At 64.3% G+C, this 23,680-nt stretch carries 22 protein-coding genes; 19 read left to right on the top strand and 3 right to left on the bottom strand.

The window, feature by feature from the left end; all coding sequences use genetic code 11:
• The first annotated feature begins 33 nt into the window (after positions 1-33).
• Positions 34-429, top strand: coding sequence for a DUF2834 domain-containing protein (locus MLGJGCBP_RS29510; protein ID WP_236581435.1), 396 nt, complete (start codon positions 34-36; stop codon positions 427-429).
• A gap of 61 nt (positions 430-490) precedes the next feature.
• Here the strand turns inward: MLGJGCBP_RS29510 and MLGJGCBP_RS29505 are convergent, their stop codons facing one another.
• Entirely contained in the window at positions 491-1,852 is a 1,362-nt protein-coding gene (locus MLGJGCBP_RS29505; RefSeq protein ID WP_160100016.1) for a C40 family peptidase, read from the bottom strand.
• A 306-nt stretch (positions 1,853-2,158) separates the two neighbouring features.
• Here MLGJGCBP_RS29505 and MLGJGCBP_RS29500 point away from each other — a divergent pair, with 306 nt between their 5' ends.
• The 15 genes from MLGJGCBP_RS29500 to MLGJGCBP_RS29430 all read left to right on the top strand — a co-directional run bounded on the left by MLGJGCBP_RS29500 (position 2,159) and on the right by MLGJGCBP_RS29430 (position 18,147).
• A complete protein-coding gene (locus MLGJGCBP_RS29500; protein WP_087560803.1) occupies positions 2,159-3,262 on the top strand; it encodes an NAD(P)-dependent alcohol dehydrogenase in 1,104 nt (367 codons plus the stop codon).
• A gap of 55 nt (positions 3,263-3,317) precedes the next feature.
• Entirely contained in the window at positions 3,318-4,112 is a 795-nt protein-coding gene (locus MLGJGCBP_RS29495; protein WP_160100014.1) for an MlaE family ABC transporter permease, read from the top strand.
• A 132-nt stretch (positions 4,113-4,244) separates the two neighbouring features.
• Positions 4,245-5,030, top strand: a complete 786-nt coding sequence (locus MLGJGCBP_RS29490; RefSeq protein ID WP_236581460.1) for an MlaE family ABC transporter permease — start codon at positions 4,245-4,247, stop codon at positions 5,028-5,030.
• Position 5,031: 1 nt separating this feature from the next.
• Positions 5,032-6,195, top strand: coding sequence for an MCE family protein (locus tag MLGJGCBP_RS29485; RefSeq protein WP_160100010.1), 1,164 nt, complete (start codon positions 5,032-5,034; stop codon positions 6,193-6,195).
• Entirely contained in the window at positions 6,195-7,202 is a 1,008-nt protein-coding gene (locus MLGJGCBP_RS29480; protein WP_160100008.1) for an MCE family protein, read from the top strand. The genes MLGJGCBP_RS29485 and MLGJGCBP_RS29480 overlap by 1 nt, the downstream gene beginning before the upstream one ends.
• The gene (locus tag MLGJGCBP_RS29475) at positions 7,202-8,203 is read left to right on the top strand and encodes an MCE family protein (RefSeq protein WP_160100006.1); all 1,002 of its coding nucleotides are present in this window, start codon (positions 7,202-7,204) and stop codon (positions 8,201-8,203) included. Before MLGJGCBP_RS29480 ends, MLGJGCBP_RS29475 begins: the two co-directional genes overlap by 1 nt.
• Positions 8,203-9,417, top strand: a complete 1,215-nt coding sequence (locus MLGJGCBP_RS29470) for an MCE family protein (RefSeq protein ID WP_160100004.1) — start codon at positions 8,203-8,205, stop codon at positions 9,415-9,417. The genes MLGJGCBP_RS29475 and MLGJGCBP_RS29470 overlap by 1 nt, the downstream gene beginning before the upstream one ends.
• The gene (locus tag MLGJGCBP_RS29465) at positions 9,414-10,553 is read left to right on the top strand and encodes an MCE family protein (RefSeq protein ID WP_160100002.1); all 1,140 of its coding nucleotides are present in this window, start codon (positions 9,414-9,416) and stop codon (positions 10,551-10,553) included. Before MLGJGCBP_RS29470 ends, MLGJGCBP_RS29465 begins: the two co-directional genes overlap by 4 nt.
• Entirely contained in the window at positions 10,553-12,043 is a 1,491-nt protein-coding gene (locus tag MLGJGCBP_RS29460) for an MCE family protein (protein WP_160100000.1), read from the top strand. The genes MLGJGCBP_RS29465 and MLGJGCBP_RS29460 overlap by 1 nt, the downstream gene beginning before the upstream one ends.
• Entirely contained in the window at positions 12,019-12,600 is a 582-nt protein-coding gene (locus MLGJGCBP_RS29455) for a hypothetical protein (RefSeq protein ID WP_160099998.1), read from the top strand. The genes MLGJGCBP_RS29460 and MLGJGCBP_RS29455 overlap by 25 nt, the downstream gene beginning before the upstream one ends.
• On the top strand, positions 12,597-13,127 hold the full coding sequence (locus tag MLGJGCBP_RS29450) for a hypothetical protein (protein WP_160099996.1): 531 nt from the start codon (positions 12,597-12,599) through the stop codon (positions 13,125-13,127). The genes MLGJGCBP_RS29455 and MLGJGCBP_RS29450 overlap by 4 nt, the downstream gene beginning before the upstream one ends.
• 56 nt (positions 13,128-13,183) lie before the next feature.
• A complete protein-coding gene (locus MLGJGCBP_RS29445; protein ID WP_179220393.1) occupies positions 13,184-14,224 on the top strand; it encodes an ABC transporter ATP-binding protein in 1,041 nt (346 codons plus the stop codon).
• A 67-nt stretch (positions 14,225-14,291) separates the two neighbouring features.
• The gene (locus MLGJGCBP_RS29440; RefSeq protein ID WP_160099994.1) at positions 14,292-15,737 is read left to right on the top strand and encodes an aldehyde dehydrogenase; all 1,446 of its coding nucleotides are present in this window, start codon (positions 14,292-14,294) and stop codon (positions 15,735-15,737) included.
• Positions 15,738-15,933: 196 nt separating this feature from the next.
• Positions 15,934-17,598 (top strand): AMP-binding protein, encoded by a 1,665-nt coding sequence (locus MLGJGCBP_RS29435; protein WP_087560790.1) that lies wholly within the window; start codon positions 15,934-15,936, stop codon positions 17,596-17,598.
• Between the two features lie 228 nt (positions 17,599-17,826).
• Positions 17,827-18,147 carry a 2Fe-2S iron-sulfur cluster-binding protein gene (locus MLGJGCBP_RS29430; protein ID WP_160099992.1) on the top strand — a complete coding sequence of 107 codons (321 nt, stop codon included), beginning with the start codon at positions 17,827-17,829 and terminating at the stop codon, positions 18,145-18,147.
• A gap of 1 nt (position 18,148) precedes the next feature.
• Here the strand turns inward: MLGJGCBP_RS29430 and MLGJGCBP_RS53820 are convergent, their stop codons facing one another.
• The gene (locus MLGJGCBP_RS53820; protein ID WP_328799638.1) at positions 18,149-18,874 is read right to left on the bottom strand and encodes a helix-turn-helix transcriptional regulator; all 726 of its coding nucleotides are present in this window, start codon (positions 18,872-18,874) and stop codon (positions 18,149-18,151) included.
• 443 nt (positions 18,875-19,317) lie between these two features.
• Positions 19,318-20,457, bottom strand: a complete 1,140-nt coding sequence (locus MLGJGCBP_RS29420) for a LuxR C-terminal-related transcriptional regulator (RefSeq protein ID WP_087560787.1) — start codon at positions 20,455-20,457, stop codon at positions 19,318-19,320.
• Between the two features lie 274 nt (positions 20,458-20,731).
• Between MLGJGCBP_RS29420 and MLGJGCBP_RS29415 the strand changes: the two genes are divergently transcribed.
• The 3 genes from MLGJGCBP_RS29415 to MLGJGCBP_RS29405 all read left to right on the top strand — a co-directional run bounded on the left by MLGJGCBP_RS29415 (position 20,732) and on the right by MLGJGCBP_RS29405 (position 23,669).
• Positions 20,732-21,712 (top strand): quinone oxidoreductase family protein, encoded by a 981-nt coding sequence (locus MLGJGCBP_RS29415; RefSeq protein WP_160099990.1) that lies wholly within the window; start codon positions 20,732-20,734, stop codon positions 21,710-21,712.
• An 83-nt stretch (positions 21,713-21,795) separates the two neighbouring features.
• The gene (locus MLGJGCBP_RS29410) at positions 21,796-22,326 is read left to right on the top strand and encodes a MarR family winged helix-turn-helix transcriptional regulator (RefSeq protein ID WP_160099988.1); all 531 of its coding nucleotides are present in this window, start codon (positions 21,796-21,798) and stop codon (positions 22,324-22,326) included.
• Positions 22,327-22,514: 188 nt separating this feature from the next.
• Positions 22,515-23,669, top strand: coding sequence for an acyl-CoA dehydrogenase family protein (locus MLGJGCBP_RS29405; protein WP_160099986.1), 1,155 nt, complete (start codon positions 22,515-22,517; stop codon positions 23,667-23,669).
• The last annotated feature ends 11 nt before the right edge of the window (positions 23,670-23,680 follow it).

Below are 23,680 nucleotides of genomic sequence, written 5' to 3'. Positions count from 1 at the left end.
GTTGTGTCGACGCTGCCGCGCGGGGATACCGCGATGAATGTCCGGCACTCCTTCTATCTCGTCGCCGGGACGGCGGCTCTGCTCCTGACCTGGCCGTTCGCGTTCGACTGGATGGGCGACGGGGGAAATATTCTCAACCCGGTCGAGTTCTTCGGTGACGGTATCGAGCCGGGCGGCACCGCGGCGTTCCTGAGCGTCGACATGTTGATCGCGTGGGTGGTCTTCATCGTATGGGTGCTCACGGATACTGTCCGAATCGGTATGGGGCGGAAGTGGGGCGTGGTCTTCGTGCTGCTGTCCTATATCGGCGTGTCCATGGCCTTCCCGTTCTATCTCGTGGTCCGCGAGCGATTCCTCGCGCAAGGCGATGTCAACCGACGGGAGACGGCGGCACCGGGCAGTCCGACGTCCGGTGCCGTACAAAGCTAGCTGACGAACCGAGGTCCCTACGTTGAGCAGTCGACGTAGGGACCTCGCACGTTGGTCTGCTCTACGACACCACCCTTCGCGCCTTCATCCCGTCGAATACCGGCGCGACTCGAACCACGTCACCCGTCGTCGGGGCGTGCACCATTTGACCGTTTCCGACGTAGATCGCGACATGCCCGGGACCTGCGGGCCCCCAGTTCCCGAACAGCAGATCCCCTGGTCTGGCGTCTCCGATGGGAACCTCCACACCGACATTCCATTGCGTCTCGGAGGTCCGGGGCAGTGCCAGACCCGACGTCGCCGCATAGACGGCGTAGGACGTCAGCCCTGAGCAGTCGAACCCGCCCGCCGAGGGGCCGTTCACGTTCCCGCCGCCCCATACGTACGGCAGACCGAGATAGCGGACAGCGGCTTCGACGATCTTGCCGCCGATTCCGTCAACCCCGCCCCCGAAGACTCCGAGAAGGGAGGCGTATCGCTGTTCGGATGCGCGGATCTTCGCGACATAGGGCTTTGTCTGATTCTCGTAATCCGGCGCACCCGAGGGCATACCGTGATTGAGTCGAACCGCGCCGGCGCCCGCGTTGTATGCGGCGATCGTGAGGTCGAGCGTGTCTCCGACCACCTCGCCCTGGGATTTCCATTGCTCGATCTGGCCGTACATGTCGCACAGCAGGTGCCCGGAGGCCATCACCGAGTCCGCGACGTCGAGGATGTCGGCCTTCCCGTCACCGTCGGCATCCTTGCCGTACCGCGCCCACGTGGCCGGCATGAACTGGCCGGGACCACGCGCCCCGGATGGGGACGTCGGAGCGGTTGCGCCGTAGCGAAATCCGTTCTCCGCGGCGTACAGCGCAGCGAGAACGGGCGCCTTGACGCCATCGCAGATGGCGCCCGCCTTCTGGAACCACGGAACGAATACTGCGATGGAACCGATCGTCGACGACGCTGCGGCGGGATACTCGAGCACCGATGGCAACAGCCGCGGCGACGTGCCATCCGACTCTCCCTGCATGAGTGCATCATCCGTCGTCTGCGACGACCACGGAACCGTGAAATGCGGCTCCGTCGCAACGGGGCCGGCGGACTGTGGATTCGCGGTGCCCTCAGGCCGGGGATCCCGGGGCGGCAACGGGTCCTGCGGGGACACCGGCGGGGGCGCGGGCGGAAGATACGGCGCTATCACACCCTGGACGGCACCGGCGACATCGTCGACGATTCGACGAGCCGGGTCCCGGGTTTCCCGAGGCAGTCCCGCGATGGATTCGTCGATCTGCGCGCCCAGTGCGGGTGCGGCGTCCACGATCGATTGAACCTGTTGCGTTGCAATGCCTTGTGCAGGTTCCGGGAGATCGGCGGTATGCACGATGCCACCGAGTGCCGCGGCTACTCCGACGATGATCGCCGAAGGATCAACAGACATTCGTTTCCTCCTGATTGTGAGCCAGATCCATGTGACCCCAAGATGTGACTCGAGTCTCCCCCGTCCGCCTTCCCTGCCGCGTCGCACCAGAGGGTGGTTCCGATACTTCATCGGAGCTACGAACCACCCCGCAGCGAACAGGCCTCGCGCCTTCACCTCCCCCCACCGGGGGGGAGAAGGGGGAGATTGGAGCGAACTTGGCCGTCACCCCTGTCTTCTTGCCTTGTGACCTACCTAACATCACCCGTACGGAAGTGATGCCCCACAGCGGGCAAAGGCTCAAACACCCTGAATCTAGGAGCAATCGTGCAGATCAGCGCCGCCGTAGTCCACGAAGTCGCCGGCGACTTCGCCATCGAGACCGTGTCCTTGAGCGAACCCGCGGAATACGAAGTTCTCGTCGCGATCGCCGGCGTCGGTCTCTGCCACACCGACCTGGCCGTCAAGGAGGGACATCTCCCGTTCCCGCTCCCGGGTGTCTTCGGCCACGAAGGCAGCGGCACGGTCGTGAAGGTCGGATCCGGGGTCACCAAGGTCGCTGAAGGCGACAAGGTCGCGATCAGCTTCAACAGTTGCGGCCAGTGCGCCCACTGCGAGAAGGGTGAGCCTGCCTACTGCCATAACTTCATGGCCTACAACTTCGGCGGCGTGCGTCCGGACGGCAGTTCGGCGATTGCCGACGGTGACACTCAGCTCGGCAGCAACTTCTTCGGGCAGTCCTCGCTTGCGACGCACGCGATCGCCCACGAACGCAATGTCGTCAAGGTTGCGAACGATGCCCCGCTCGAACTCGTGGGCCCGCTCGGCTGTGGAATCCAGACCGGCGCCGGCGCGGTGCTGAACTCACTCGACGTCGAGCCGGGTTCGTCCTTGGTCGTCGTCGGAGCAGGCTCGGTCGGCCTGGCAGCCGTCCTTGCCGCTGTGGTACGCGAGGTCGGTGTGATCATCGTCGTCGAACCGCACGAGTCGCGCCGCGAACTCGCTCTCACACTGGGTGCGACACATGTCGTCGACCCAGCTAACGGCGCTCTTTCCGAGCAGATCCGGGCAATTGTGCCCGACGGCGTCGACTATGCCCTCGACACGACGGCCCTCCGCCCCGTGCTGGACCAGATCCTTCAGTCACTGGGTGTCCGAGGGTCCCTCGGCCTCATCGGCGTGCCCGCCGACCCGGCCGCCACACTCGAGATCGGAATGATGTCGACGCAACTGTTCGGTCTCACGATCCGCGGGATCGTCGAGGGGGATTCCGACCCCGATACGTTCATTCCGCACCTCCTCGACCTGCACCGTCAGGGCAAGTTCCCGTTCGACAAGTTGATCACGACGATGCCGTTCTCGCAGATCAATGAGGCTGTGGCCGTGCAGCATCGGGGTGAGGCGGTGAAGGTCGTCCTCGTGCACGAATGATGACCGACTCCGCTTACGTATCGGGTGCTCCGGAAGCAGCGAGAAAGGCTGTTCGATGTCAGTAGATCTGAAAACCCGCCCGCCGAGGGCGAGCGTTGTCAGGAAGGCCGTCCAGGTCGCGCCGACAGCTGTCGGTGCGTTCTACGCGACGTCGATGGAAACGTTCCGGTGCATGTTCAAGCGCCCCTTTCACGCTCGCGAGTTCGTTCAGCAGGCGTGGTTCATCGCCGGTGTCTCGATCATGCCGGCGCTGCTCATGGCGATTCCCTTCTGCATGATGTTCGTTTACCAGATCAACATCCTGCTGGCCGAGATCGGCGCTGTCGACCTCAGCGGTGCGGGCGCAGGTGTGGCAATCATCCGTGAAATCGGACCGGTGGTCACGGTTCTCGTCGTTGCAGGCGCAGGGTCTACCGCTATCTGCGCCGACCTGGGTTCCCGGACGATTCGCGAAGAGATCGACGCGATGAAGGTGCTGGGGATCGATCCGATTCAACGTCTGTGTGTGCCGAGGGTGCTGGCGTCGACACTGATCGGAATGTTTCTGAACGGTCTCGTCTCCGCCGTCGGCCTGGTGGGCGGATACGTCGCGACGGTGTACATGCAGGGTGCGTCGCCTGGCCAGTACGTCACGGCGATCTCGATCCTCACCAAACTGCCCGACTTCCTCGTCAGCGAGGTGAAAGCGGCAGTGTTCGGCATGCTCGCGGGGCTCGTCGCCTGCCATCTGGGACTCAACGCGAAGGGCGGACCCAAGGGCGTCGGAGACGCAGTGAACCAGACCGTCGTGTTCAGCTTTCTGCTTCTTTTCCTCGCCAACTCGGTTATCACGACTCTCGCGCTGCACTGACAGCGCTCCACCTCTAGCCGCGAAGACGGCTGTCAACGGGAGAATTCTGTGTCGAAAGCTACTCGGGCCACCGGCGCGAGACCCAGGGTTGCCACGATCGCGCTGCGCGCGGTCGATGCACCGATCGGCCACATGGAGGAGATGGGCCGACAGCTCCACTTCTACAGTCACGCCATCACCGCGATTCCGCGCACCTTCCGGCGGTACCGGAAGGAAACGCTCCGGCTGCTGGCCGAGGTCAGCATGGGCACCGGCGCCCTCGCGGTGATCGGAGGAACGCTCGTCGTCATCTCACTGCTCACCACCGCGGTCGGCTATGAGGTCGGCCAGCAGGGTGCGACCTCGATGGGCCGCATCGGAATCGGCGCGCTGTCCGGCTTCATCTCGGCATTCTTCAATACGCGCGAGGCGATCCCCGTCATCGCCGGCATCGCGCTGACGGCGACGGTCGGCGCGGGATTCACGGCGCAACTCGGTGCGATGCGCGTGAGCGAGGAAATCGATGCCATGGAGACGATGTCGATTCCATCGCTGCCCTACCTGGTGACGACTCGCGTCACCGCCGGGGTCATCGCGGTGATTCCGCTGTACGCCGTGGCGTTGTTCGTCGGATACGTCGCCACCCAGCTGGTCACCGAGTACCTCGGAGAGGCGAGCGGAACATACCAGCACTATTTCAACGTCTTCCTCGTCCCGAGTGACGTCGCGTGGTCGATGGTGAAGGTCGTCGCGATGTCCGTGGTGGTGATGTGCGTGCACTGCTACCACGGCTACAACGCGAAGGGCGGGCCGGCAGGCGTCGGCGTCGCGGTCGGGCGTGCCGTGCGCACCTCCTTGATCGCGATCATGGTGATCGACCTTCTCGTCGGAATTGCCGTCTACGGTGGCTCCGCCGGTGCCGTGAAAGTGTCGGGCTGACATGGGTGGCCATATCGAAGAGCGGAGCCGCCTGGTCTATGTGCTCCTGGGTGTGTGTCTGGTGACGCTGATCGCGATCGCGACTGCCGTATCCGTCGGCACCTACCGCGGATCGTTCCACTCGTCCGTTCCGGTCACGCTGTACTCGGCGCGGTCGGGCCTGATGCTCGAACCCGGATCCGACGTCAAGATGCGAGATGTCGTCGTCGGCAGGGTGTCGCAGGTACGGATGGTGGACAACCAGGCCGAGATCACCATGGACATCGACGAGAGCCGGACTTCCGGGATACCCGAGAACATCACGGCCGTGATCGATCCGACCACGTTGTTCGGTCGCAAGTTCGTCACGCTCGTGCAACCGGAGCACCCCACGACGACCACCGTTTCGGCGGGATCCGTGGTTCAGGGCACCGCCGTGGCCACCGAGGTGAACGACCTCCTCGATTCGCTGGTGACGGTGCTGCGGACGGTGGAGCCGCAGAAGGTCAACGCGACATTGAGTGCGCTGTCCACCTCGCTGCAGGGACGCGGCGACGAACTCGGTGACATGATGGTCGAACTCGACACCTACCTGTCCGAATTCAACGGCAGCCTTCCCACGTTGCAGCGCGACCTGGTCAAGGGTGCGGAGGTCTCCGGCATCCTCGCCGATGCCGCTCCCGATCTGCTACGGACCGTCGACCACGTCAGCACCACCGGTGACACGGTGACCGAGAAGGAGCAGCAATTGAGCGCCTTCCTGCTCAGTTTCAGCGGCTTCGGCAACAGCGGGCGGAGCTTCTTCGAAGCCTCCGGTGTCCCGTTGGAAAAGTCGTTGGACGCGTTGGAACCGACGACGGCACTGCTTGCGCAGCAAGCCCCGATGTATCCGTGCTTCCTGGCGAGCCTGGATCAGACCAACAGGTACCTCGAGCGCACCGTCGGTGGTAGTGATCAGGCGGGCCTGAACATTCTCGGCACTCTGCTGATGGGTGATCCGCCGTACACGTACCCGGAGAATGCACCGAAGAACGGTGCGGACGGCGCACCGCAGTGCTACGACCCGGCGCAGCCTCCCGGACATACCGATTTCGACGACGGCAGCAAGGCCTACCAGCCGGCGCACGGCGTCGAGGATCTGATCGGCAATCCGTTCGCGCAGTTCATGTTCGGAGGTGTTCGCTGATGACGAAGGCACCTGGCATCAAGTTGCTGATCTTCGTGCTGGTCACCTCGTTGACGGGCTTCGGTGTGGCGACGGTGGTGGGAAACATGCGCTTCGGTAGCACCCACACCTATCAAGCCGTGTTTTCGAGTGCGTCCGGGCTGGGCAACGGCGAAGACGTCAAAGTCGGTGGTGTGCCGATGGGCAAGGTGCAGGGGGTGGAGCTGGCCTCGGACGGCACGGCAGTGGTGTCGTTCTCGCTCTCCACCGAACGTCCGCTGACGGCGGGGACCACAGCCCGGATCAAGTACAAGAACCTGATCGGTGACCGCTACGTCGAGCTGTCGAACGGGCCCGGAGCCATCGGAGCGCTCGACGGCCCGATCCCGCTCGAGCAGACCACGCCGGCGCTCGACCTCGACCAGATCGTCAACGGCTTCCGACCTCTCCTGCAGGGTCTCGACCCGGATCAGACCAATCAACTGTCCGCCTCGCTGATCGAGGTACTGAACGGCCAGGAAGCGAGCATCGGGCGTCTGGTGACTCAAATCGGGACCTTGAGCAACACACTGGCGGACCGCGATCAGGCGATCGGTCAGGTGGTGAGCAATTTCGATGCGGTCGTCGGGACGGTGAACAATCGCGGTGACCAGTTCTCCGCGCTGATCGACCAATTGCAGCGGCTGGTCGCGGGACTCGACGGTGACCGTGATCTGATCACCAACTCCTTGGTGAACATCGACCGTGTCACCGACAGTCTCTCCAGTGTGCTCGACCAGAACCGGCCGGCGATCGCGCAGGACGTCGTCGCGCTGGGTGATCTCGCGAGCAACCTCAACGCGAATACCGACACGCTGAACATGGTGCTGTCCACGCTGCCCGAGAACTATCGACTCATCGGCCGCGTCGCGGGCTACGGCAGCTTCGTGAACTTCTTCGTCTGTGGTCTCGCCATCAAGTACGCGTCCGGCCCGGGTCCCGGCGGCGTCACACCGATGTTCAAGGCTCCCGCAGAAAGGTGCCAGTAATGGCTCAGAAGTCCTTCCTCGAGCGGGACTCGTTCCGCATGGGCTTGATCGGAACAGCCGTGTTGATCGGGATTCTGTTCCTCGCGCTCAACTTCAAGTCCATCCCCGGCATCAGCGGGGCAACCACCTACCATGCCGAGTTCGCCGACGCCAGCGGCCTCGCCGTGGGTGATACCACCCAGATCGCGGGCGTGAAGGTCGGTGAAGTGAAGAAGCTTTCGATCGGCGATGGACGCGTCGACGTGGAGTTCGATGTGGACAGCGGCGCGGTCGCGCTCGGTGAGGACACGACGGCCGCGATCAAGGTCGAAACCGCTCTCGGCCGGCGGTACGTGGAGATCACACCCGGACGTCACGGCGAGCTCGGTGACGACGCGACCATCCCCCTTGCCCAGACCAGCTCTGGATACGACATCACCCGCGCGCTCGAGGAAGTCACCGACAAGGTGTCTGAGACCGACACCGTCAACCTGTCCGGAGCGCTCGAGCAGGTCTCGTCGGTCGAGGACGAGCTTCCGCCAGATCTGCGGTCCTCCCTCGACGGTCTGTCCCGCCTGTCCGAGACGGTATCGAGCCGGGACGAGGAACTGCGTCGGTTGCTCGCCGGTGCGGCCGACGTGTCCAAGATCCTCGCGGATCGGGACGGCCAGGTCTCCGCGCTGTTCGGCCAGGGCCAGTCGCTCTTCGCTGCGCTGAACAACCGGGCGGACACCATCCATCGCGTCCTCGTGCAGTCCCGTCAGGTGGCCGATGCGCTCACCGGCCTGTCCCGCGACAACTCGGCAACACTCGGACCCACTCTCGAACAATTGAAGACTCTGGTGGCCACATTGAACAGCAACTACGACAACATCAACGCCTCGCTGACCGGCCTCGAACGGTTCGCGAAGCAGGTCGGCGAGGCGGTGGGCAGCGGACCGTTCTTCGGAGTGCTGCTCCACAACATCGTCCCGGCCAATCTCTCCGGGCAGCTTCCCGGAAGTTTCGGGGGGCCGCGCTGATGGCATCGGTACGGGAAATGGCGCGGGCGCTGCCGGCGAAACTGCTCGCCGTGGTGGTCGCGGTCGCCCTCGTCGGGCTGGTGACCGCCGCCTGGATCGAGAACCACTCCGTCAACCACGTCACGGCCTACTTCCGGAACACCACCGGCATGTACGTCGGGGACCGAGTGATGATCCTCGGTGTCGAGGTCGGCCGCATCACGACGATCGAACCGGACGGAGAGCGGGTCCGGGTGGAATTCGACTACGACAACGAGTACGACGTTCCCGCCGACGCGAAGGCCGCGGTCGTCGCGCCGACCTTGGTGACCGGCCGTTACATCCAGCTGGCACCGGCATACTCCGGCGGACCCACCCTGTCCGACGGTGACGAGATCCCCCTCGACCGGACCGCGGTCCCGGTCGAATTCGACGAGATCAAGAAGCAGGTGGTCAAGCTCGCCGAGGACGCCGGCCGCACCCCGGACCACCCGGACGGTTCGCTCAATCGCTTCGTGAGCAGCACCGCCCGGACCCTGGACGGGACGGGCACGGCGCTGCACGATTCCCTCACCCACCTCTCGGACGCCGCCACCACACTGAACGCGAGCGGCGAGGATCTGTTCGGCACTGTCGAAAACCTGCAGAAGTTCACGACCGCACTGGCCGCGAGCGACCAGCAGATTCGGGCGTTCAGCGGCGAACTCGCAAACGTGTCGGGGCTGCTCAACGCCAACCGCACCGAACTCGACGCGATGCTGAGCAGCATGCTGACGACCTTTCAGGAAGTCACGAAGTTCATCGAGGACAACCGTGGCGCGCTGGTCGACAATGTCGGGCAACTCAACGAGATCACACGGCTGCTCGTGGACCGCCAGGACACCCTGATGTCGATCCTGCACTCGGGGCCGACCGCGCTGTCGGACTTCTACAACATCTACGACGCCGACGCCAACTCGCTCACGGGTGCCCTCGCCGTGCCCGAGATGCCGGATCCCCGCTCGCTCATCTGCGCACTCTTGACCACGGTCGACGCGCCTGCGAATGAATGTGCGACGGCTGCAGGCGCTTTTGCCGCACCACTGGCCAATGCCGCGGTGCGACAGGCGGCACCGGCAGCCGTCGTCAACCCGGTTGCGCCGGGAGGTACGCCGGGGGCGCCTGCACCGAACGATCCCGTCGCCTCCATCACCCAGAGTCTCCAGAACCTCATCCTTCCGGAGGGACCACGATGACGAACTCTATTCGGAGGTCAGCGCTCACGGCGACCATGCTCGTCGGCGTCGTGGCCGCGGCGGCCGGGTGCCGATTCGACGGGATCAATTCGATCGGGCTGCCCGGCAACGCAGTCGGAGGTGACGCGCACGAGGTGACCGTCGAGTTGGCGGACATCCAGAATTTGGTGGGCAACTCACCGGTGAAGGCCGACAACGTCATCGTGGGAAACATCAGCCACATCGCGGGTGACAACTGGGGTGCGAAGTTGACGCTCGAACTCGACCCGGAGGCACAAATCCCTGCGAACGTCAGCGCCAAACTCGCCCAAACGAGTGTGCTCGGCTCCCAGTACCTCGAGCTCGCCGTGCCGCCCGGTGAGGACGCAGTGGGCAGGCTCGCCGACGGTGACGTGATTCCCCTCGATCGCACCAGTCAATATCCGTCGACCGAGGAGGTGCTCTCGGCGCTCGCGCTCGTCCTCAACGGAAGTGGGTTACAACAGATTCGCACCGTGACCTCCGAGCTCAACCGCGTTCTGGGTGGCCGGGAAGAATCGCTGCGCAGCCTGTTCGGCAACCTCGAGGAGTTCGTCGACGGAGTCGATCAGCAACGCGACGACATCGTCCGGGCGATCGACGGGCTCGATCGCCTCGGTGCGGAACTGGCCAGTCAGAATCAGACGATCGATCGAGGAATCACCTCGATCGAGCCGGCCATGCAGATCCTCGACGAACAGCAGAAGCAGCTCACCACGATGCTCGACGACGTGGGGCGTTTCGGTGAGGTCGCCACCCAGGTGCTCGAGAGCAGCCGCGACGATCTCGATGCGAATCTGCGGTCGCTGCAGCCGGTGCTCTCGCAGCTCGCTGCGGCCGGTGATCACCTACCGGAAGCGCTGAAGATCGCTGGAACCATACCGTTCCCGGTGACGACCACCCAGCGCGCCGTGCGGGGTGACTACATGAATCTCTTCCTCACCCTCGACGTCAGCGCCGAGACGGTCGGCGGCAAAGTTCTCGGCAGTATTCCACTCGACGAGTTGGCGGGACTGAACCCCGCCCGGCAAGCGGTAAATCCCCTGTTGGCACCCACTGGCGCAACGACGTCCCGCGGGCCTGCGGCGTCCGCACAGCAGAACGGAGCACCGCGCTGATGAGATCGAAACTCGTCCGCTTCCAACTCATCGTCTTCACCGTGGTCGCCGTTCTCGCCGTCGGCAACGCCGCGGTCAACTACCTCGGCCTCAAACGGGTGACCGGGATCGGGATGTACACGATCACGGCGGAGTTCGACCGCGCCGGAGGCCTCTACGTGAACTCCCTGGTGACCTATCGGGGTGTCGACGTCGGCGTCGTGAAATCGATCGACGTCGGTCCTGATCGAGCATCCGCAAAATTGCAACTCGATTCGGACTTCGCGATTCCGGCGAACAGCCGGGCCTTCGTCCGCAGCGTCTCGGCCATCGGCGAGCAATATCTGGACATGGTTCCGGCGTCGTCCGAAGGCCCCTTCCTCGCGGACGGTGACGTGATCACCGAGTCCAACACCGAAATCCCGGTGCCCGCCTCCGAGGTCGTCGACAAGGTGAACGTGCTCCTGTCCGAGTTGCCCAAGGACGACCTCCGAGTCACCGTCGACGAGGCGTACACCGCCTTCGACGGGGCGGGACCGGCCCTGTCTCGGCTCATCGACTCGTCCCGTCCCCTCATCGAACTTGCGCAGGCGAAGATCGGGACCACCCGGACCCTGCTCGACGACGCCGAACCGGTCCTCGATGCCGGTGTCGACTCTCGTGCCGACATCGCGAGTTTCTCCCGCGATCTGTCCTCGTTCTCCGAGCAGTTGGTCATGAGCGACGCGCAGGTCCGCGGTGTCCTCGACAACGGATCACAGTTCTTCGACACGGTCAGCGGCACCCTCGACGACGTCCGTCCCACCGTCCCGCTGCTGCTGGCGAACCTCCAGACCGTGGGTGAGGTCGCGCGCGTCAACCTCCCCGGTATTCGGCAGATTCTCGTGGTCTACCCGGCGGTGTCGGCGTCGATCAACTACATGCACCGAGGAGTCCAGGGTGACGACCGGGTCTACGGTCAGGGCGCGCTGGACGTCAAACTCGGCAACTCCGCGAACCCGCTCCCGTGCACCGAGGGGTACCAGGAAACGCAGCGCCGCGACCCCAGCGACCTCAGCGCGGTCCCGGCACCGGAGAATTCCTACTGCAAGCTCCCGCAGGCCGACCCCCGGGTCGCCCGAGGGGCACGAAACATCCCCTGCGCGACGAATCCCGCGGTGCGTACCGCCGAGATCGCGGACTGCCCAGGCGGTCTGCCGTCCACCTGGCCGGGAATGCTGGCCCGGCCCGGACAACCGTATTCGCCGCCGCCGACGGACACCGGCGCACCGAACGCGGGCCCGATCGCGAGCCAGCCTGCTCACGATGTTCCCGAACCTCTGACCGTCGCACCGGCTTCGTGGTCGAACCCACAGGATCTCGCCGCCGGCGGCAACGGCACCACCAGTGTCCCGTACGACCCGGTCACCGGGAACTTTCGGGCCCCGAACGGCGATCTGTACTCGATCGCCAGCGTTTCTGCACCAAAGCTAGAGGAGGAATTGACATGGCAGGCACTACTGCTCAGGTAGAGGTCGAACCGGACCTCGATCAAACCGAGAACGATGCCGCGGCCGCGACAGCCGACTCCGAGGTGCATAAGAGTGCCCGAGGATTCATCGTGACGATGACAGCAATCGTGCTCGTAGCACTCGCCGCCCTGATCGTCGGTGGCGTCTCGTGGACGAACCTACGTGCCGAACAGAGCGCGCAGTCACGAGACCGGCAGGTCCTCGAGACGGCCCGTCAGGTGGTGGTCAACCTCGTGACGCTGCGGCACCAGAGCGTCGAGGAAGATATCCAGCGCGTTGCGGACGGCACCACCGGACCGTTCCGGGACCAGTTCACCAGCGCATCGGGAAGTTTCGGTGAGGTGTTGAACCAGGGCCAGGTGGAGTCGACCGGCGAAGTAAAGGAAGCCGGTCTCGTCGAAGCCGACGACGCGCATGCCGTCGTCCTCGCCGCCGTGACGTCCACGGTGAAGAACACCGAGGCACCCGACGGCGAGATCCGTGTCTACCGAATGAAGGTCTCTCTCGATTCGGTAGACGGCAATTGGCTCGTTTCAGATGTGGAGTTCGTAGCATGAGAAGCACACTCACCCGGATACCCGAGGCAATCGCCTCCTGGTCCTTCGCGCGTCGGCGGGCGATTCGCTACCTCGCCGTGCTCGTCGCCGGCGGTCTCGTCGCGACGGCCGTCGCCATCGCGCTCCAGGTTCACGATCACCGCCAGGTCGACACCGCGCAGGCCCAGGCGCGCGACCGCGCCACCCAACTGCTCACCGACGTGTTGTCTTACGACTTCAACACCGTCGACGCGCACTTCGCGGACGTACTTCCCAGTCTCGGAGGCGATCTCCGCAGCCAGTTCGACAGTGTCGGCAAGGAGGTCATCATTCCGTCCGCGAAGCAGCGTCAGGTCGTCACCTCGGCGACCGTCGTCGATTCCTCCGTCGTCTCCGCGTCGGAAGACACGGTGACGCTGCTGTTCTTCGTCAACCAGTCGACCACCAGCACCGACAGCGCAGCACCGAAATTGGACGGAAGCCGAGTACGGGTCGGCATGACGGAACAGGAGGGTGCGTGGGTCATGACGGAGATGACCCCGGTCTGACCGCTTCCCCGAATCACAGTGATCAGTCGATGTTTTCGCAATCGTAGGAGGTAGTGGTGGGTGTCGAGGTATCCGTCGAGGGACTGACCAAGTCGTTCGGCTCGCAGAGAATCTGGCAGGACGTGTCGTTGACCCTCCCCGCCGGTGAGGTCAGTGCGTTACTCGGACCGTCCGGTACGGGTAAATCGGTGTTCCTGAAGTCGCTGATCGGACTGCTCCGTCCGGAGCAGGGCTCGATCGTGATCGACGGCACCAATATTTTGGAGTGCTCGAGCAAGGAGCTCTACGAGATCCGCAAACTGTTCGGTGTGCTGTTCCAGGACGGTGCGTTGTTCGGGTCGATGAACCTGTACGACAACGTCGCGTTCCCGCTACGCGAACACACCAAGAAATCCGAATCCGACGTCCGCAAGATCGTCATGGAAAAGATGGAACTCGTCGGTCTCCTCGGGGCCGAAGACAAACTGCCCGGAGAGATCTCCGGCGGTATGCGCAAACGTGCCGGGCTCGCCCGCGCCTTGGTGCTCGACCCGCAGATCATCCTGGTCGACGAGCCAGACTCCGGCCTCGACCCGGTCCGCACCACGTACATCTCCCAGACGCTGATCGACATCAACGCCGAAATCGACGCAACGATCCTGATCGTCTCGCACAACATCAACCTCGCACGCACGGTGCCCGACAACATCGGCATGCTCTTCCGTCGCAAACTGGTGATGTTCGGACCCCGCGAAGTGCTGCTCACCAGCGACCAGCCGGTGGTCAAACAATTCCTCAACGGCACCATGATCGGCCCGATCGGCATGTCCGAGGAAAAGGACGAAGCCACCATGGCCGCCGAGCAGGCGATGGTCGACGCCGGTCACCACGCCGGTGGTGTCGACGACGTCGAGGGCATCGTCCCGCAGATGAAGGCCACGCCCGGAATGCCGTTCCGGCAGGCAGTCGCCCGCCGCCAGGAACGCGTCCGGCACATCATGCACACCCTCCCCGAGAGCGCCCAGATCGCGATCCAGGAAAGCCTCGACGAGAGCCTCGGCTCCTACGACGACACCGAGGAATTCTCGCTCTACGAGGAACCACTCGAATCGGTGTGAGACACCGTCCGAATTCCCGACTCGGCAACAGCAGCACCGCAACCCAGATCTACGAGAGGAACCCGTCATGACGACGAACAACAACGCCTTCTTCATCGGAGGCGAATGGCATGCACCCACCTCGAGTGCCGTGATCACGGTGGTATCACCCAACGACGAACAGGTGGTAGGCCACACTCCCGACGGCACAGAAGCCGACATGGACGCCGCCGTCGATGCGGCGCGCCGGGCATTCGACGATCCGACCGGGTGGTCGCAGTGGGAGCCGGCGCGGCGAGCGCACGCCCTGAATCGCCTGGCGGATGCGCTCGACAAACGGGCATCCGAAATGGTCCAGGCGGTGAGCTCGCAGAACGGCATGCCCGTCGCCGTCGCCGAAAAGCTGGAATCGGTCTTTCCGCAGATTCTCCTCCGCTATTACGCCGGCCTGATCGAGAAGGACACCTTCGAGGAGACGCGGCCGGGTCTGCTCGGCGGATCGACTCTCGTGACCAAGACTCCGATCGGAGTCGTCGGCGCGATCGTCCCGTGGAACTTCCCGCAGGCGCTCGCCGCGTTCAAGTACGCACCTGCTCTCGCTGCCGGGTGCACGATCGTGCTCAAGCCGTCCCCCGAAACTGTCCTCGACAGTTACGTTCTCGCTGAGGCGATCGAGGAGGCAGACCTGCCGGCGGGTGTGATCAACATCGTGCCCGGCGGCCGCGAACTGGGTGCGTATCTGGTTTCGCATCCCCAGGTCGACAAGGTGGCTTTCACCGGGTCGTCGGCTGCCGGCCGGAACATCGCCGAAGCCTGCGGCCGGCTCCTCCGGCCGGTCACACTGGAACTGGGCGGAAAATCGGCGGCGATCATTCTCGACGACGCGAATCTGGACCTCGCCACCGTCGGTGAACAACTGTTCGGCGCCACCATGCTGAACAACGGGCAGGTCTGCTACCTCGGCACCCGCATTCTGGCGCCGCAGTCGCGTTACCAGGAAGTGGTCGACACGTTCAGCGCTCTGGCAGGGTCGTTGACCGTGGGAAGCTCCCTCGACCCCGCCACGATGGTCGGACCGATGGCGAGCGCTCGTCAGCGCGAGCGGGTGGAGTCCTACATCGCGAAGGGCAAGGGTGACGGCGCCCGTATCACGGTCGGCGGTGGCCGCCCCGCGGACCTCGACAAGGGATGGTTCGTCGAACCGACGATCTTCGCGGACGTGGACAACAACTTCACCATCGCTCAGGAGGAGATCTTCGGCCCGGTACTCTCGATCATCTCGTACCGCGACGACGAGGACGCCGTCCGCATCGCGAACGACAGCGACTTCGGCCTCGGTGGCACCGTCTTCACATCTGATCACGATCACGGTGTAGCCGTGGCCCGGCGTATCCAGACCGGAACGATCGGTATCAACGGCTACCTTCCCGATCCGACGGCACCCTTCGGTGGTGTGAAAGCCAGTGGCCTCGGGCGGGAACTGGGCCCGGAAGCCCTCTCCGCTTACCTCGCACCGAAGTCGATCTACTTGTGACGCTCGGGCGCGGCACAGTCGCCGCGCCCGCATCCTCCGCCGCCCACTCATCCCAACGGGATATTTACCTCACCCCGAGGAGTGAGAAGGCGTCCGTTTCATACCTTTTATTCCCTCCCGGTCGGCATCATGGTTTGACCGTTCACTCTGGCCTGCCTCCTGTCGAGGAAAGGCACCTGAAAGCAAGGATCCACGCATGGATGTCATGGAGCACGCGGGAGCCATCCTCCCCGAGGACCGCTACAGTGCGCGCACCCTCGAGGCGTTCCGATCGAACGGGTACTGGCGCGACGAGAGCCTTGCCCAACACGTGGACCACTGGGCGGCGCTCGATCCCGACTTCGTCGCTGTCACCGACGGCTACGGATCACTCACACGGGGCGAGTTGCGTTCGCAGGCGTACCGCCTCGCAGCCTCACTCAGAAGGCTCGGAGTCGAGCGCGGTGACCGCGTCCAGGTCCAGTTGCCGAACTGGAACGAATTCGTCGTCATCTATGTGGCAGTCGCCCGGATCGGTGCCGTGCTCGTCCCCACGATGCCGGTGTACCGGCACGACGAGGTCCGGTACGTTCTCGAGCATTCCGGTGCCAAGATCTCCTTCGTCACAGAGGAGTTTCGAAAGTTTCGGTACACCGACATGCTGGCCGAAGTCCGTCCGGAGGTTCCCGGACTCGAACACGTCGTCGTCGTGCGCGGGAAGGCGGGGGCCGATGAGATCGCGTTCGATTCACTGACTGCAGGCGAACTCGTCCCCGGTGACGACGAACTCGGTCCACCTCCGACGGCTGATGCCCCCCACGCCATCATCTATACCTCGGGGACCGAGTCGCGACCGAAAGGCTGCCAGCACACCTTCAACACGCTCTCGTTCACCGCCTACGGACTGGGCGGTCAGGTGATGGGACTGAGCCCTGACGACGTGGTGTTCATGCCCTCGCCCATCACCCATGCAACAGGCCTGGCTGTGGGCGTGGCGACACCGTTGATCCTCGGCAGCGGGATCCATCTTCTCGACGTGTGGGAGCCGAACGAGGGCCTTCGGCGTATCGCGGAGTTCAAGACCACGGTCAGCATGGCCGCGACGCCGTTCCTCCAGATGGCACTCGGGGCCATCGATGCCGGTGCCGACTACGACATCAGCTCGATGCGGCTCTGGGTCAGTGCCGGCGCACCGATTCCCGAAATTCTCCTGAGGGAATGGAAGGCGGCGCTGCCCGGCTGCACGTTGCTCCCGGTCTACGGCAGCAGCGAAGGGCTACTGGTGACGGCGGTGCGTGTCGACGACCCCGTCGAGAAGGTGCTCGCCTCCGACGGGCGCGCCTTCGACGGTGTCGATCTCGAGATTCGTGACGAGGAAGGCTCCATCGTCACGGCCGGCGAGGAAGGCCAGATCTTCTACGGAGGACCGGGGATCTTCCTCGGATACTGGCGCGACCCCGAGCGCACGGCTGCATCGGTCGACGATCGAGGGTTCCTCGCCTCCGGTGATCTGGGGCGCGTCGACGCAGACGGATACCTGCGGGTCACCGGTCGGATCAAGGACCTGATCATCCGTGGTGGAATGAACATCTCGGCACGTGAGGTAGAAGAACACCTACTGTCGCATCCGCAGATAACGGGAGCGGCCGCAGTGTCCATGCCCGATCCGCGCCTCGGCGAAAAGGTGTGCGCCTTCATCGTCGTCGACGGCCCCGCTCCGACACTCGACGACCTGGCCGACTTCCTCCGGAACGAACGCAAAGCAATGATGCAGAAGATCCCCGAGAAGGTGGTCGTCGTCGACCAGCTTCCCACCACCGCCACCGGGAAGATCCAGAAGTTTGTACTCCGTCAGCAGGCCGCGACACTGGGCGACGAGTAGGACCACCCGGCACTGCTCAGTGCTCTCGACAGCGACCGGGGGCTGCGCAGCGACAGTGCGCAGCCCCTGCCGCTGGGTCCGGTCCTGCTGCTACTTCGTCACAACCTCCCTCCAAGGGCGTAAGTAAATCTCCCGTCGAGGTGACGTTTCGCGGGCCGGCAGAGGCGAGACTTGAATCACAGAGGCTCCCCTCCGATTGAGAACCCACTGACCTCGAAGGATGACGGAATGAGCAAGATTACCTACGTGCTGCCGGATGGAACCGAATCGACGATCGACGTCCCGCCGGGCCAGAGCATCATGGACGGATCGGTCCGCAACAATCTTCCCGGAATCGTCGCGGAGTGCGGGGGAAGCTGCTCGTGCGCAACGTGTCATGTCATTCTCGACAAGGACACCGTAAACCTCTTCGACGATGCCACCGACGAAGAGCGCGATCTACTCGAGTATCTCGAAGGGGTACAACCCCACTCACGTCTCGCGTGCCAGTTGATCGTCAACGGTCAGTGCGACGGTGTCCGGGTCGTCGTCCCGGACACCAATGGCTGATTCACGTCGTGCGGCGGGACGATGCATCGGAGTCCGTCATCTCGAGGTACCGGTAGATCGCCTCGGATCGGTTCATCGCTCCCAGTTTCCGCAGGATTTTCTTGACGTGCGATTTCACCGTGAAAACGCTGATTACCAGTACGTCCGCGATTTCCGTGTTGGACTTGCCGGCCGCCAGAAGATGGAATACTTCACGCTCCCGCCGGGTGAGTTCCTCCAGGCCAGGTGTGTTGTATTTCGGAAACAGGGGCGCGGGTGAGAGGGACGTCGCCCCCTCGCCGCGTGGCGTTCCGAAAGTGACGTCTGCAGTCGAGAGTCCTTCCGCATCGCGACTTTCCTGCTGCAGGTGCTCGACGATCAGCCGCTTCTGCTCTGTCAATCGTTCGGACACCAGCGCTCGTTCGAAGAGAGTTCCGAAACTGACGGCGAAAGCATCGAGTAGGTCTCGCTCGGCGGTGCTCAGCTTTCGGTCGTCGGTGCGGCCGGCGTGAATCAGGCCGATTACCCCGGTGGAGACGGCGATCGGGGCCACGGCATACCCCCCACTGCCGAAGAACGAAGCACCTGCAATGTCTGTGGAGTTCCCCGTCGAGGACTGCGGATTCGGCACCACGAGCACAGCGGCGCGCGTCTGAACCGCTTGTTCCTCCGGCGATCCGGGCGCGATCTCCGTGGTCGCGATTGAACCGACGTCAGGTTCATCGCCCTTGTCGAACAGCGTGTCCATCACGGTCCAACCGTCGCCGTGCACCTCGGAGAGCACTATCCGGGGAAGACCGGTCATCGCGGCCGCCTCGGCACACACCCTCCTGGTCAACCCGGCCACTGATTCGGCACCGCGAAGCCTACGAATGGCAGCCGCGAACTCCGCGGTAGTGACGATCGGCGACGAGGACCGTGCTCCGCGAAGACGGTGGCGGGCATCGCGGAGCTCGACGAGAAGCCTTCCGAAGGACACCCTACGGTCCACCGCGATCGCCGACAGTCCACGGAGTGCGGCTTCTGTGGCGTCGCCGAGCAGGGCGAGCACGAGACCCGGTGACAACTTGCGCGTCTCGATCGGAGCCTCCGGCCCGAGACCGAACTCGTCATGCAAACGAGCGAGGAGCGAGACGGCCGCCTTCATCGCTTCGACGTCGCCTCGCGACCCTGCCGAGCCCTGCGTCGGGGTCATCGCCGGTTCTGGTGCGAATAGAGCACGGCCGCCGCCGCTCGCGTCGGCACACGCAACTTTTTGAGAATGTGTTTGACGTGCGACTTCACGGTGCCCTCGGAGATGACGAGTGTCTGCGCGATCTGGCTGTTGGTGGCGCCTGTCGCGATATGGGACAGGATTTCGCGCTCACGGAACGTCAATGCCGCGTTGACCTCCACGGCGGATATCTCGGCGCCGGGGCTCCGAGAACTGTGCAACTGCTCGCTTGGTTGGGGTCTCAGGCCCAGCTCCGCCCTGTGCATGCGGTCGAGCACCGTGTCGGTGGCATCGAACGAAGCTGCGAGCCTGGATCTCTGCGCGCTGATCCGCTCCCGTAGCACCGCCTGCTCGTACACGAGCGCGAAGAACGTCGCGAACGCGTCCAGGCGATCTCGGTCGTCCGGATCGAGCGGGTCCCGCACGCCGGGACGATCGGCGTGAACGAGGCCGATCACCCTGCCTCTGGAGATGATGGGTGCGGCGACGTAGCTCGAGGAGCGTGATGCGAGAACGATCTCCTTCAACGTCCGCTCGTCGTGGGCGGGCGCCGGGACGAGTGCGGGCACTCGCCGGCGAACGAGTTCCGTCTCCAGCCGCGCATCGGACAACGGAAACTCTGCACGTTCTACATAGTCCGAGAAATCCAGCGGCGACCCGTCGAATTCCGGCTCGACGTGCAGTCGCTGCGGTTGCCACAGCGATCCGCTGATCGCGGAAATCATGGCACGCGCGAACGGGAGCGCAGAGCAGATCGCCGCCGGGGCCGACTGGATGATGTCGTCGGATGCGAGACCGCGCAGTCCGGCAGCAGCGTCGTGAACCGACCGCAATTCGGCGGCACGGCGGATCGCCGCGGTCTCGGCGTACTGCTCCTGGAGTTCCTCGATCCGGACCAGGAGGAAGCATGCCTCCTCGATGTCGGACTCGGGCAACAGCCCTTCGGTCAGCGCGTGCCCGAGTTGATCTCGCGTGGCGGCGAACGCTCCGAACACAGCATCCGGGCACGGTGCGCGGAAATCCGAACCGAGGATTTTCGCGGTGGCACGCATACACTCGAGCGCACTCTGCTCGAGCCCCTCGTCCCGCACTTCGACTGACTGTTCTGTCCGACTCATTGCGCTCCGTAGTTCGGTCGCGTGCGTCGCGCTGGACGCCGCACGGCAGACATTCCCACCGACTCCATCGTATGTGACTGGCATCACTAAACACGAGTCGCGCACCGGAGGCAAGCCGCGTAGAGTGCCCCCGCCCGCGGTGATACGAGGCCAACAATATTGGCGGAGTAAGAGTTCCGAGTTTTCGATCGAGCTCACGCGCGAACGGTCGCCGCCCAGTCGCCCGACAACAGATCGATGTTATCATTTAAAAGGTACGACCGAAAGGATTTCGATGGACGCCGTGGTTTTGCGAGAGTTCGGGGAGCCGGATGTCTTGAGATTGGAGTCGGTCGCCGATCCCGTACCCGACCCGGGCTGGGTCACCGTCCGAGTGAAAGCCGCCGCGCTCAACTGGCACGACATCCTCGTCCGCCAGGGCAAGTACTCGTCACCACTTCCCCACGTGCTCGGGGCCGACGGCGCGGGAATCCGCACGGACACCGGCGAGGAAGTCCTCGTCCTCCCGTCGCTGTGGTGGGGCGATCGCGAAGCCGCCCCGAGCGCACGCTGGGAAATCCTCGGCGATCACCAACGAGGTACATACGCCGAACTGGTCCGGGTCCCGGAAGACTGCGTCGCCCCGAAGCCCCGCGGGCTCAGCTGGGAGCAGGCCGCCGCGCTCCCCCTCGTCGGACTCACGACGTATCGCGCCCTCTTCACCCGCGGCCGCCTCCGCGCCGGCGAGAATCTCCTCGTCCTGGGTGCAGGTGGCGGCGTCGCGACCATGGCTGTCATGCTGGCGTCCGCGGTGGGCGCGAATGTGACGGTCACGTCCTCGTCGGCCGCCAAGATCGCACAGGCCCAGGAACTCGGCGCGGCCGACGGCGTGCTCTACACCGACCCCGAGTGGCCGCAAGCCGCACGCGGGCTGTCACCGGACGGACAGGGTTTCGATCTCGTCCTGGACTCCGTAGGGACGTGGGAACAGTCCATCGCGGCACTGCGACCGGGCGGCCGGTTGGTCGTGCTGGGTGCGTCGCGCAGCGAACTCGCCTCCCTCGACGTCCGGCCGTTCTATTTCGGCCAGTACGAACTGATCGGAACCACGATGGGCAGCCCGCAGGATTTCGCCGGCCTCCTCACCCTGCTGGACACCGAAACCGTTCCCCCGATGCCGATCAGCGCGGTGTTCCCGCTCGCCGAGGCGGCGGCCGCACACAAGCACCTCGAACAGGGCACCGGGTTCGGGAAGATCGTTCTCTCGCACGACTGACAGCGGTTCTCACGCACGGAGCGGGTGCGCGTGCGGTCTATCATCTACCGCGACGCCGTTCGGTGACGACGAGAGGACTCGCAGTGGCAAGTGAATTCCCGATGTCTGCCGACGACGATCAACCCGACGTGATCGACTGGATGCGCGCCGAATGGACGGAGCGGCGCGATTCTGCCGAACTGGAGTTCGTCACCACGATGGCGTTGCTGCGCACCCACCAATGGGTGGTCCGCGCCATGGATCAGGAGTTGCGTTCACTTCGGCTGTCGCGCAACGCGTATCTGATCCTGACCTCGCTACAACTCTCGGAGGGCCGAACTCGCCCGCTCGGTAAGTTGAGCAAGTACCTCATGGTCCATCCCACCACGGTCTCGATGGCGGTCGATCAACTCGTGAAGGCAGGCCTCGTCGAACGGCGCGCGCACACGACGGATCGCCGCACGGTTCTCGCCACGCTCACACCGGCCGGTTTGGACGTGGTCGAGGACGCCAACAACCGACTCGCAGGAGTCCGCTTCGGTCTGGCCTCGGTCGACACCGAGACACTCGAATCCCTTGTCGAACAACTGCAACTCGTGCGTCGCGCCGTCGGCGACGTCGAGACCGGGCACTGAGGCCTGCCTCCTTCATTCCCGGCCGGCTACGACGACCCGGTGGACACCTCTTGCTTCAGATGCTTTGGCGACCTACTATTCAAACCTAGAATACTTCCGATGGGCGCATCCCGACCGTCCCGCTACTCACGGCGCGGCGCGCGCCCAATCCCTCATTCCCAGCCAAGCAACGCGCAGGAGCACACTCCATGGTTTCATTTGCATTCAGCGACGAGCAGGAAGAGTTTCGAAAGACACTCGAAGCGTTCAGTGATCGAGTTCTCCTCCCGGGTTACCGCGACCGCGCGGCATCAACCGCATTCCCCTTCGACATCCTGAAGAGGATCGGCGACCTGGGTCTGTTGGGCATCGGCCTGCCCGAGCAATACGGCGGAACCGGCACCGAAGATCCGGTTCTGCTCGGAATCGCCACCGAGACCTTGGCATACGGCGACGTGAACATGGCATCGGCGCCCGTCCAGATCGGGCTCGTCGCCTCGCAACTGGTGCTGTGCCGGAACGAGATTCAAGAGCACTACCTTCCTCCCCTCATTCGCGGTGAGCAGACCATCGCCATTGCCCTGACCGAACCCGGGTCGGGGTCCGACGCGAGTGCACTGACCACCACGGCAACGGCTGTCGAGGGCGGCTGGCGTCTCAACGGCGAGAAGACTGCGATTTCCTGGGCGATGAACGCCACCGCTGCACTCGTCTACGCACGCGAACCCGGATCGAGCCGCGCACGGGGTGTCAGTTGTTTCGTCGTTCCACTCGACGCGGAAGGCGTCAGCGTCAGCCACATGCCGGGCATGGGCTGCCTGCCCTTGGGCTGGGGCAGCATCCACCTGTCCGACGTCTTCATCCCCGAATCACATCTCGTCGGCGAACTCGGCAAGGGATTCCATTCGGTCATGGACCACTTCGACTTCAGCCGAGCCGCTCTCGGGCTGATGTGCCTGGGCGCCGCAAAGCAGAGCCTGGAGGAAGCCGCCGCGTACGCCCAGCAGCGGGAGACGTTCGGACAGCCACTCTCCGAGCACCAGGGGCTCGCGTTCCAATTCGCCGAACACGCAACCTATCTGGAAGGTGCACGCTGGATCTGCTATCGGGCGTTGTGGTTGCGTGAGACGTCCCAGCCGCACACCGCCCTCGCCTCGATGAGCAAGTGGTGGCCGCCCGTGGTTGCGAAGAATGCCATCGAGTTCGCGATGCGCGTGCACGGAAATCTCGGGTACTCCACGGAATCGCCTCTGCAGCAGCGTTACCGCGATGTCACCGCCTATCTCGTGGCGGACGGGACAGCCGAGATCCAGAAGCGCATCATCGCCAAGGACATCTTCGCCCGCGGCACCGTGTCCCTCTGACCCACACCACC

This window comes from Rhodococcus sp. T7, assembly GCF_009872365.1.
In the GTDB taxonomy this organism is placed as follows: Bacteria; Actinomycetota; Actinomycetes; order Mycobacteriales; family Mycobacteriaceae; genus Rhodococcus_F.
Note: the sequence above shows the minus strand (reverse complement) of the source record. Positions and strands in the feature narration are given on the sequence as shown.

Coding starts and splice junctions, on each gene's coding strand:
- MLGJGCBP_RS29510 (WP_236581435.1), top strand. CDS start 34: ATGAATGTCCGGCACTCCTTCTATCTCGTCGCCGGGACGGCGGCTCTG.
- MLGJGCBP_RS29505 (WP_160100016.1), bottom strand. CDS start 1,852: ATGTCTGTTGATCCTTCGGCGATCATCGTCGGAGTAGCCGCGGCACTC.
- MLGJGCBP_RS29495 (WP_160100014.1), top strand. CDS start 3,318: ATGTCAGTAGATCTGAAAACCCGCCCGCCGAGGGCGAGCGTTGTCAGG.
- MLGJGCBP_RS29490 (WP_236581460.1), top strand. CDS start 4,245: ATGGAGGAGATGGGCCGACAGCTCCACTTCTACAGTCACGCCATCACC.
- MLGJGCBP_RS29485 (WP_160100010.1), top strand. CDS start 5,032: ATGGGTGGCCATATCGAAGAGCGGAGCCGCCTGGTCTATGTGCTCCTG.
- MLGJGCBP_RS29480 (WP_160100008.1), top strand. CDS start 6,195: ATGACGAAGGCACCTGGCATCAAGTTGCTGATCTTCGTGCTGGTCACC.
- MLGJGCBP_RS29475 (WP_160100006.1), top strand. CDS start 7,202: ATGGCTCAGAAGTCCTTCCTCGAGCGGGACTCGTTCCGCATGGGCTTG.
- MLGJGCBP_RS29470 (WP_160100004.1), top strand. CDS start 8,203: ATGGCATCGGTACGGGAAATGGCGCGGGCGCTGCCGGCGAAACTGCTC.
- MLGJGCBP_RS29465 (WP_160100002.1), top strand. CDS start 9,414: ATGACGAACTCTATTCGGAGGTCAGCGCTCACGGCGACCATGCTCGTC.
- MLGJGCBP_RS29460 (WP_160100000.1), top strand. CDS start 10,553: ATGAGATCGAAACTCGTCCGCTTCCAACTCATCGTCTTCACCGTGGTC.
- MLGJGCBP_RS29455 (WP_160099998.1), top strand. CDS start 12,019: ATGGCAGGCACTACTGCTCAGGTAGAGGTCGAACCGGACCTCGATCAA.
- MLGJGCBP_RS29450 (WP_160099996.1), top strand. CDS start 12,597: ATGAGAAGCACACTCACCCGGATACCCGAGGCAATCGCCTCCTGGTCC.
- MLGJGCBP_RS29440 (WP_160099994.1), top strand. CDS start 14,292: ATGACGACGAACAACAACGCCTTCTTCATCGGAGGCGAATGGCATGCA.
- MLGJGCBP_RS29435 (WP_087560790.1), top strand. CDS start 15,934: ATGGATGTCATGGAGCACGCGGGAGCCATCCTCCCCGAGGACCGCTAC.
- MLGJGCBP_RS29430 (WP_160099992.1), top strand. CDS start 17,827: ATGAGCAAGATTACCTACGTGCTGCCGGATGGAACCGAATCGACGATC.
- MLGJGCBP_RS53820 (WP_328799638.1), bottom strand. CDS start 18,874: ATGGACACGCTGTTCGACAAGGGCGATGAACCTGACGTCGGTTCAATC.
- MLGJGCBP_RS29420 (WP_087560787.1), bottom strand. CDS start 20,457: ATGAGTCGGACAGAACAGTCAGTCGAAGTGCGGGACGAGGGGCTCGAG.
- MLGJGCBP_RS29415 (WP_160099990.1), top strand. CDS start 20,732: ATGGACGCCGTGGTTTTGCGAGAGTTCGGGGAGCCGGATGTCTTGAGA.
- MLGJGCBP_RS29405 (WP_160099986.1), top strand. CDS start 22,515: ATGGTTTCATTTGCATTCAGCGACGAGCAGGAAGAGTTTCGAAAGACA.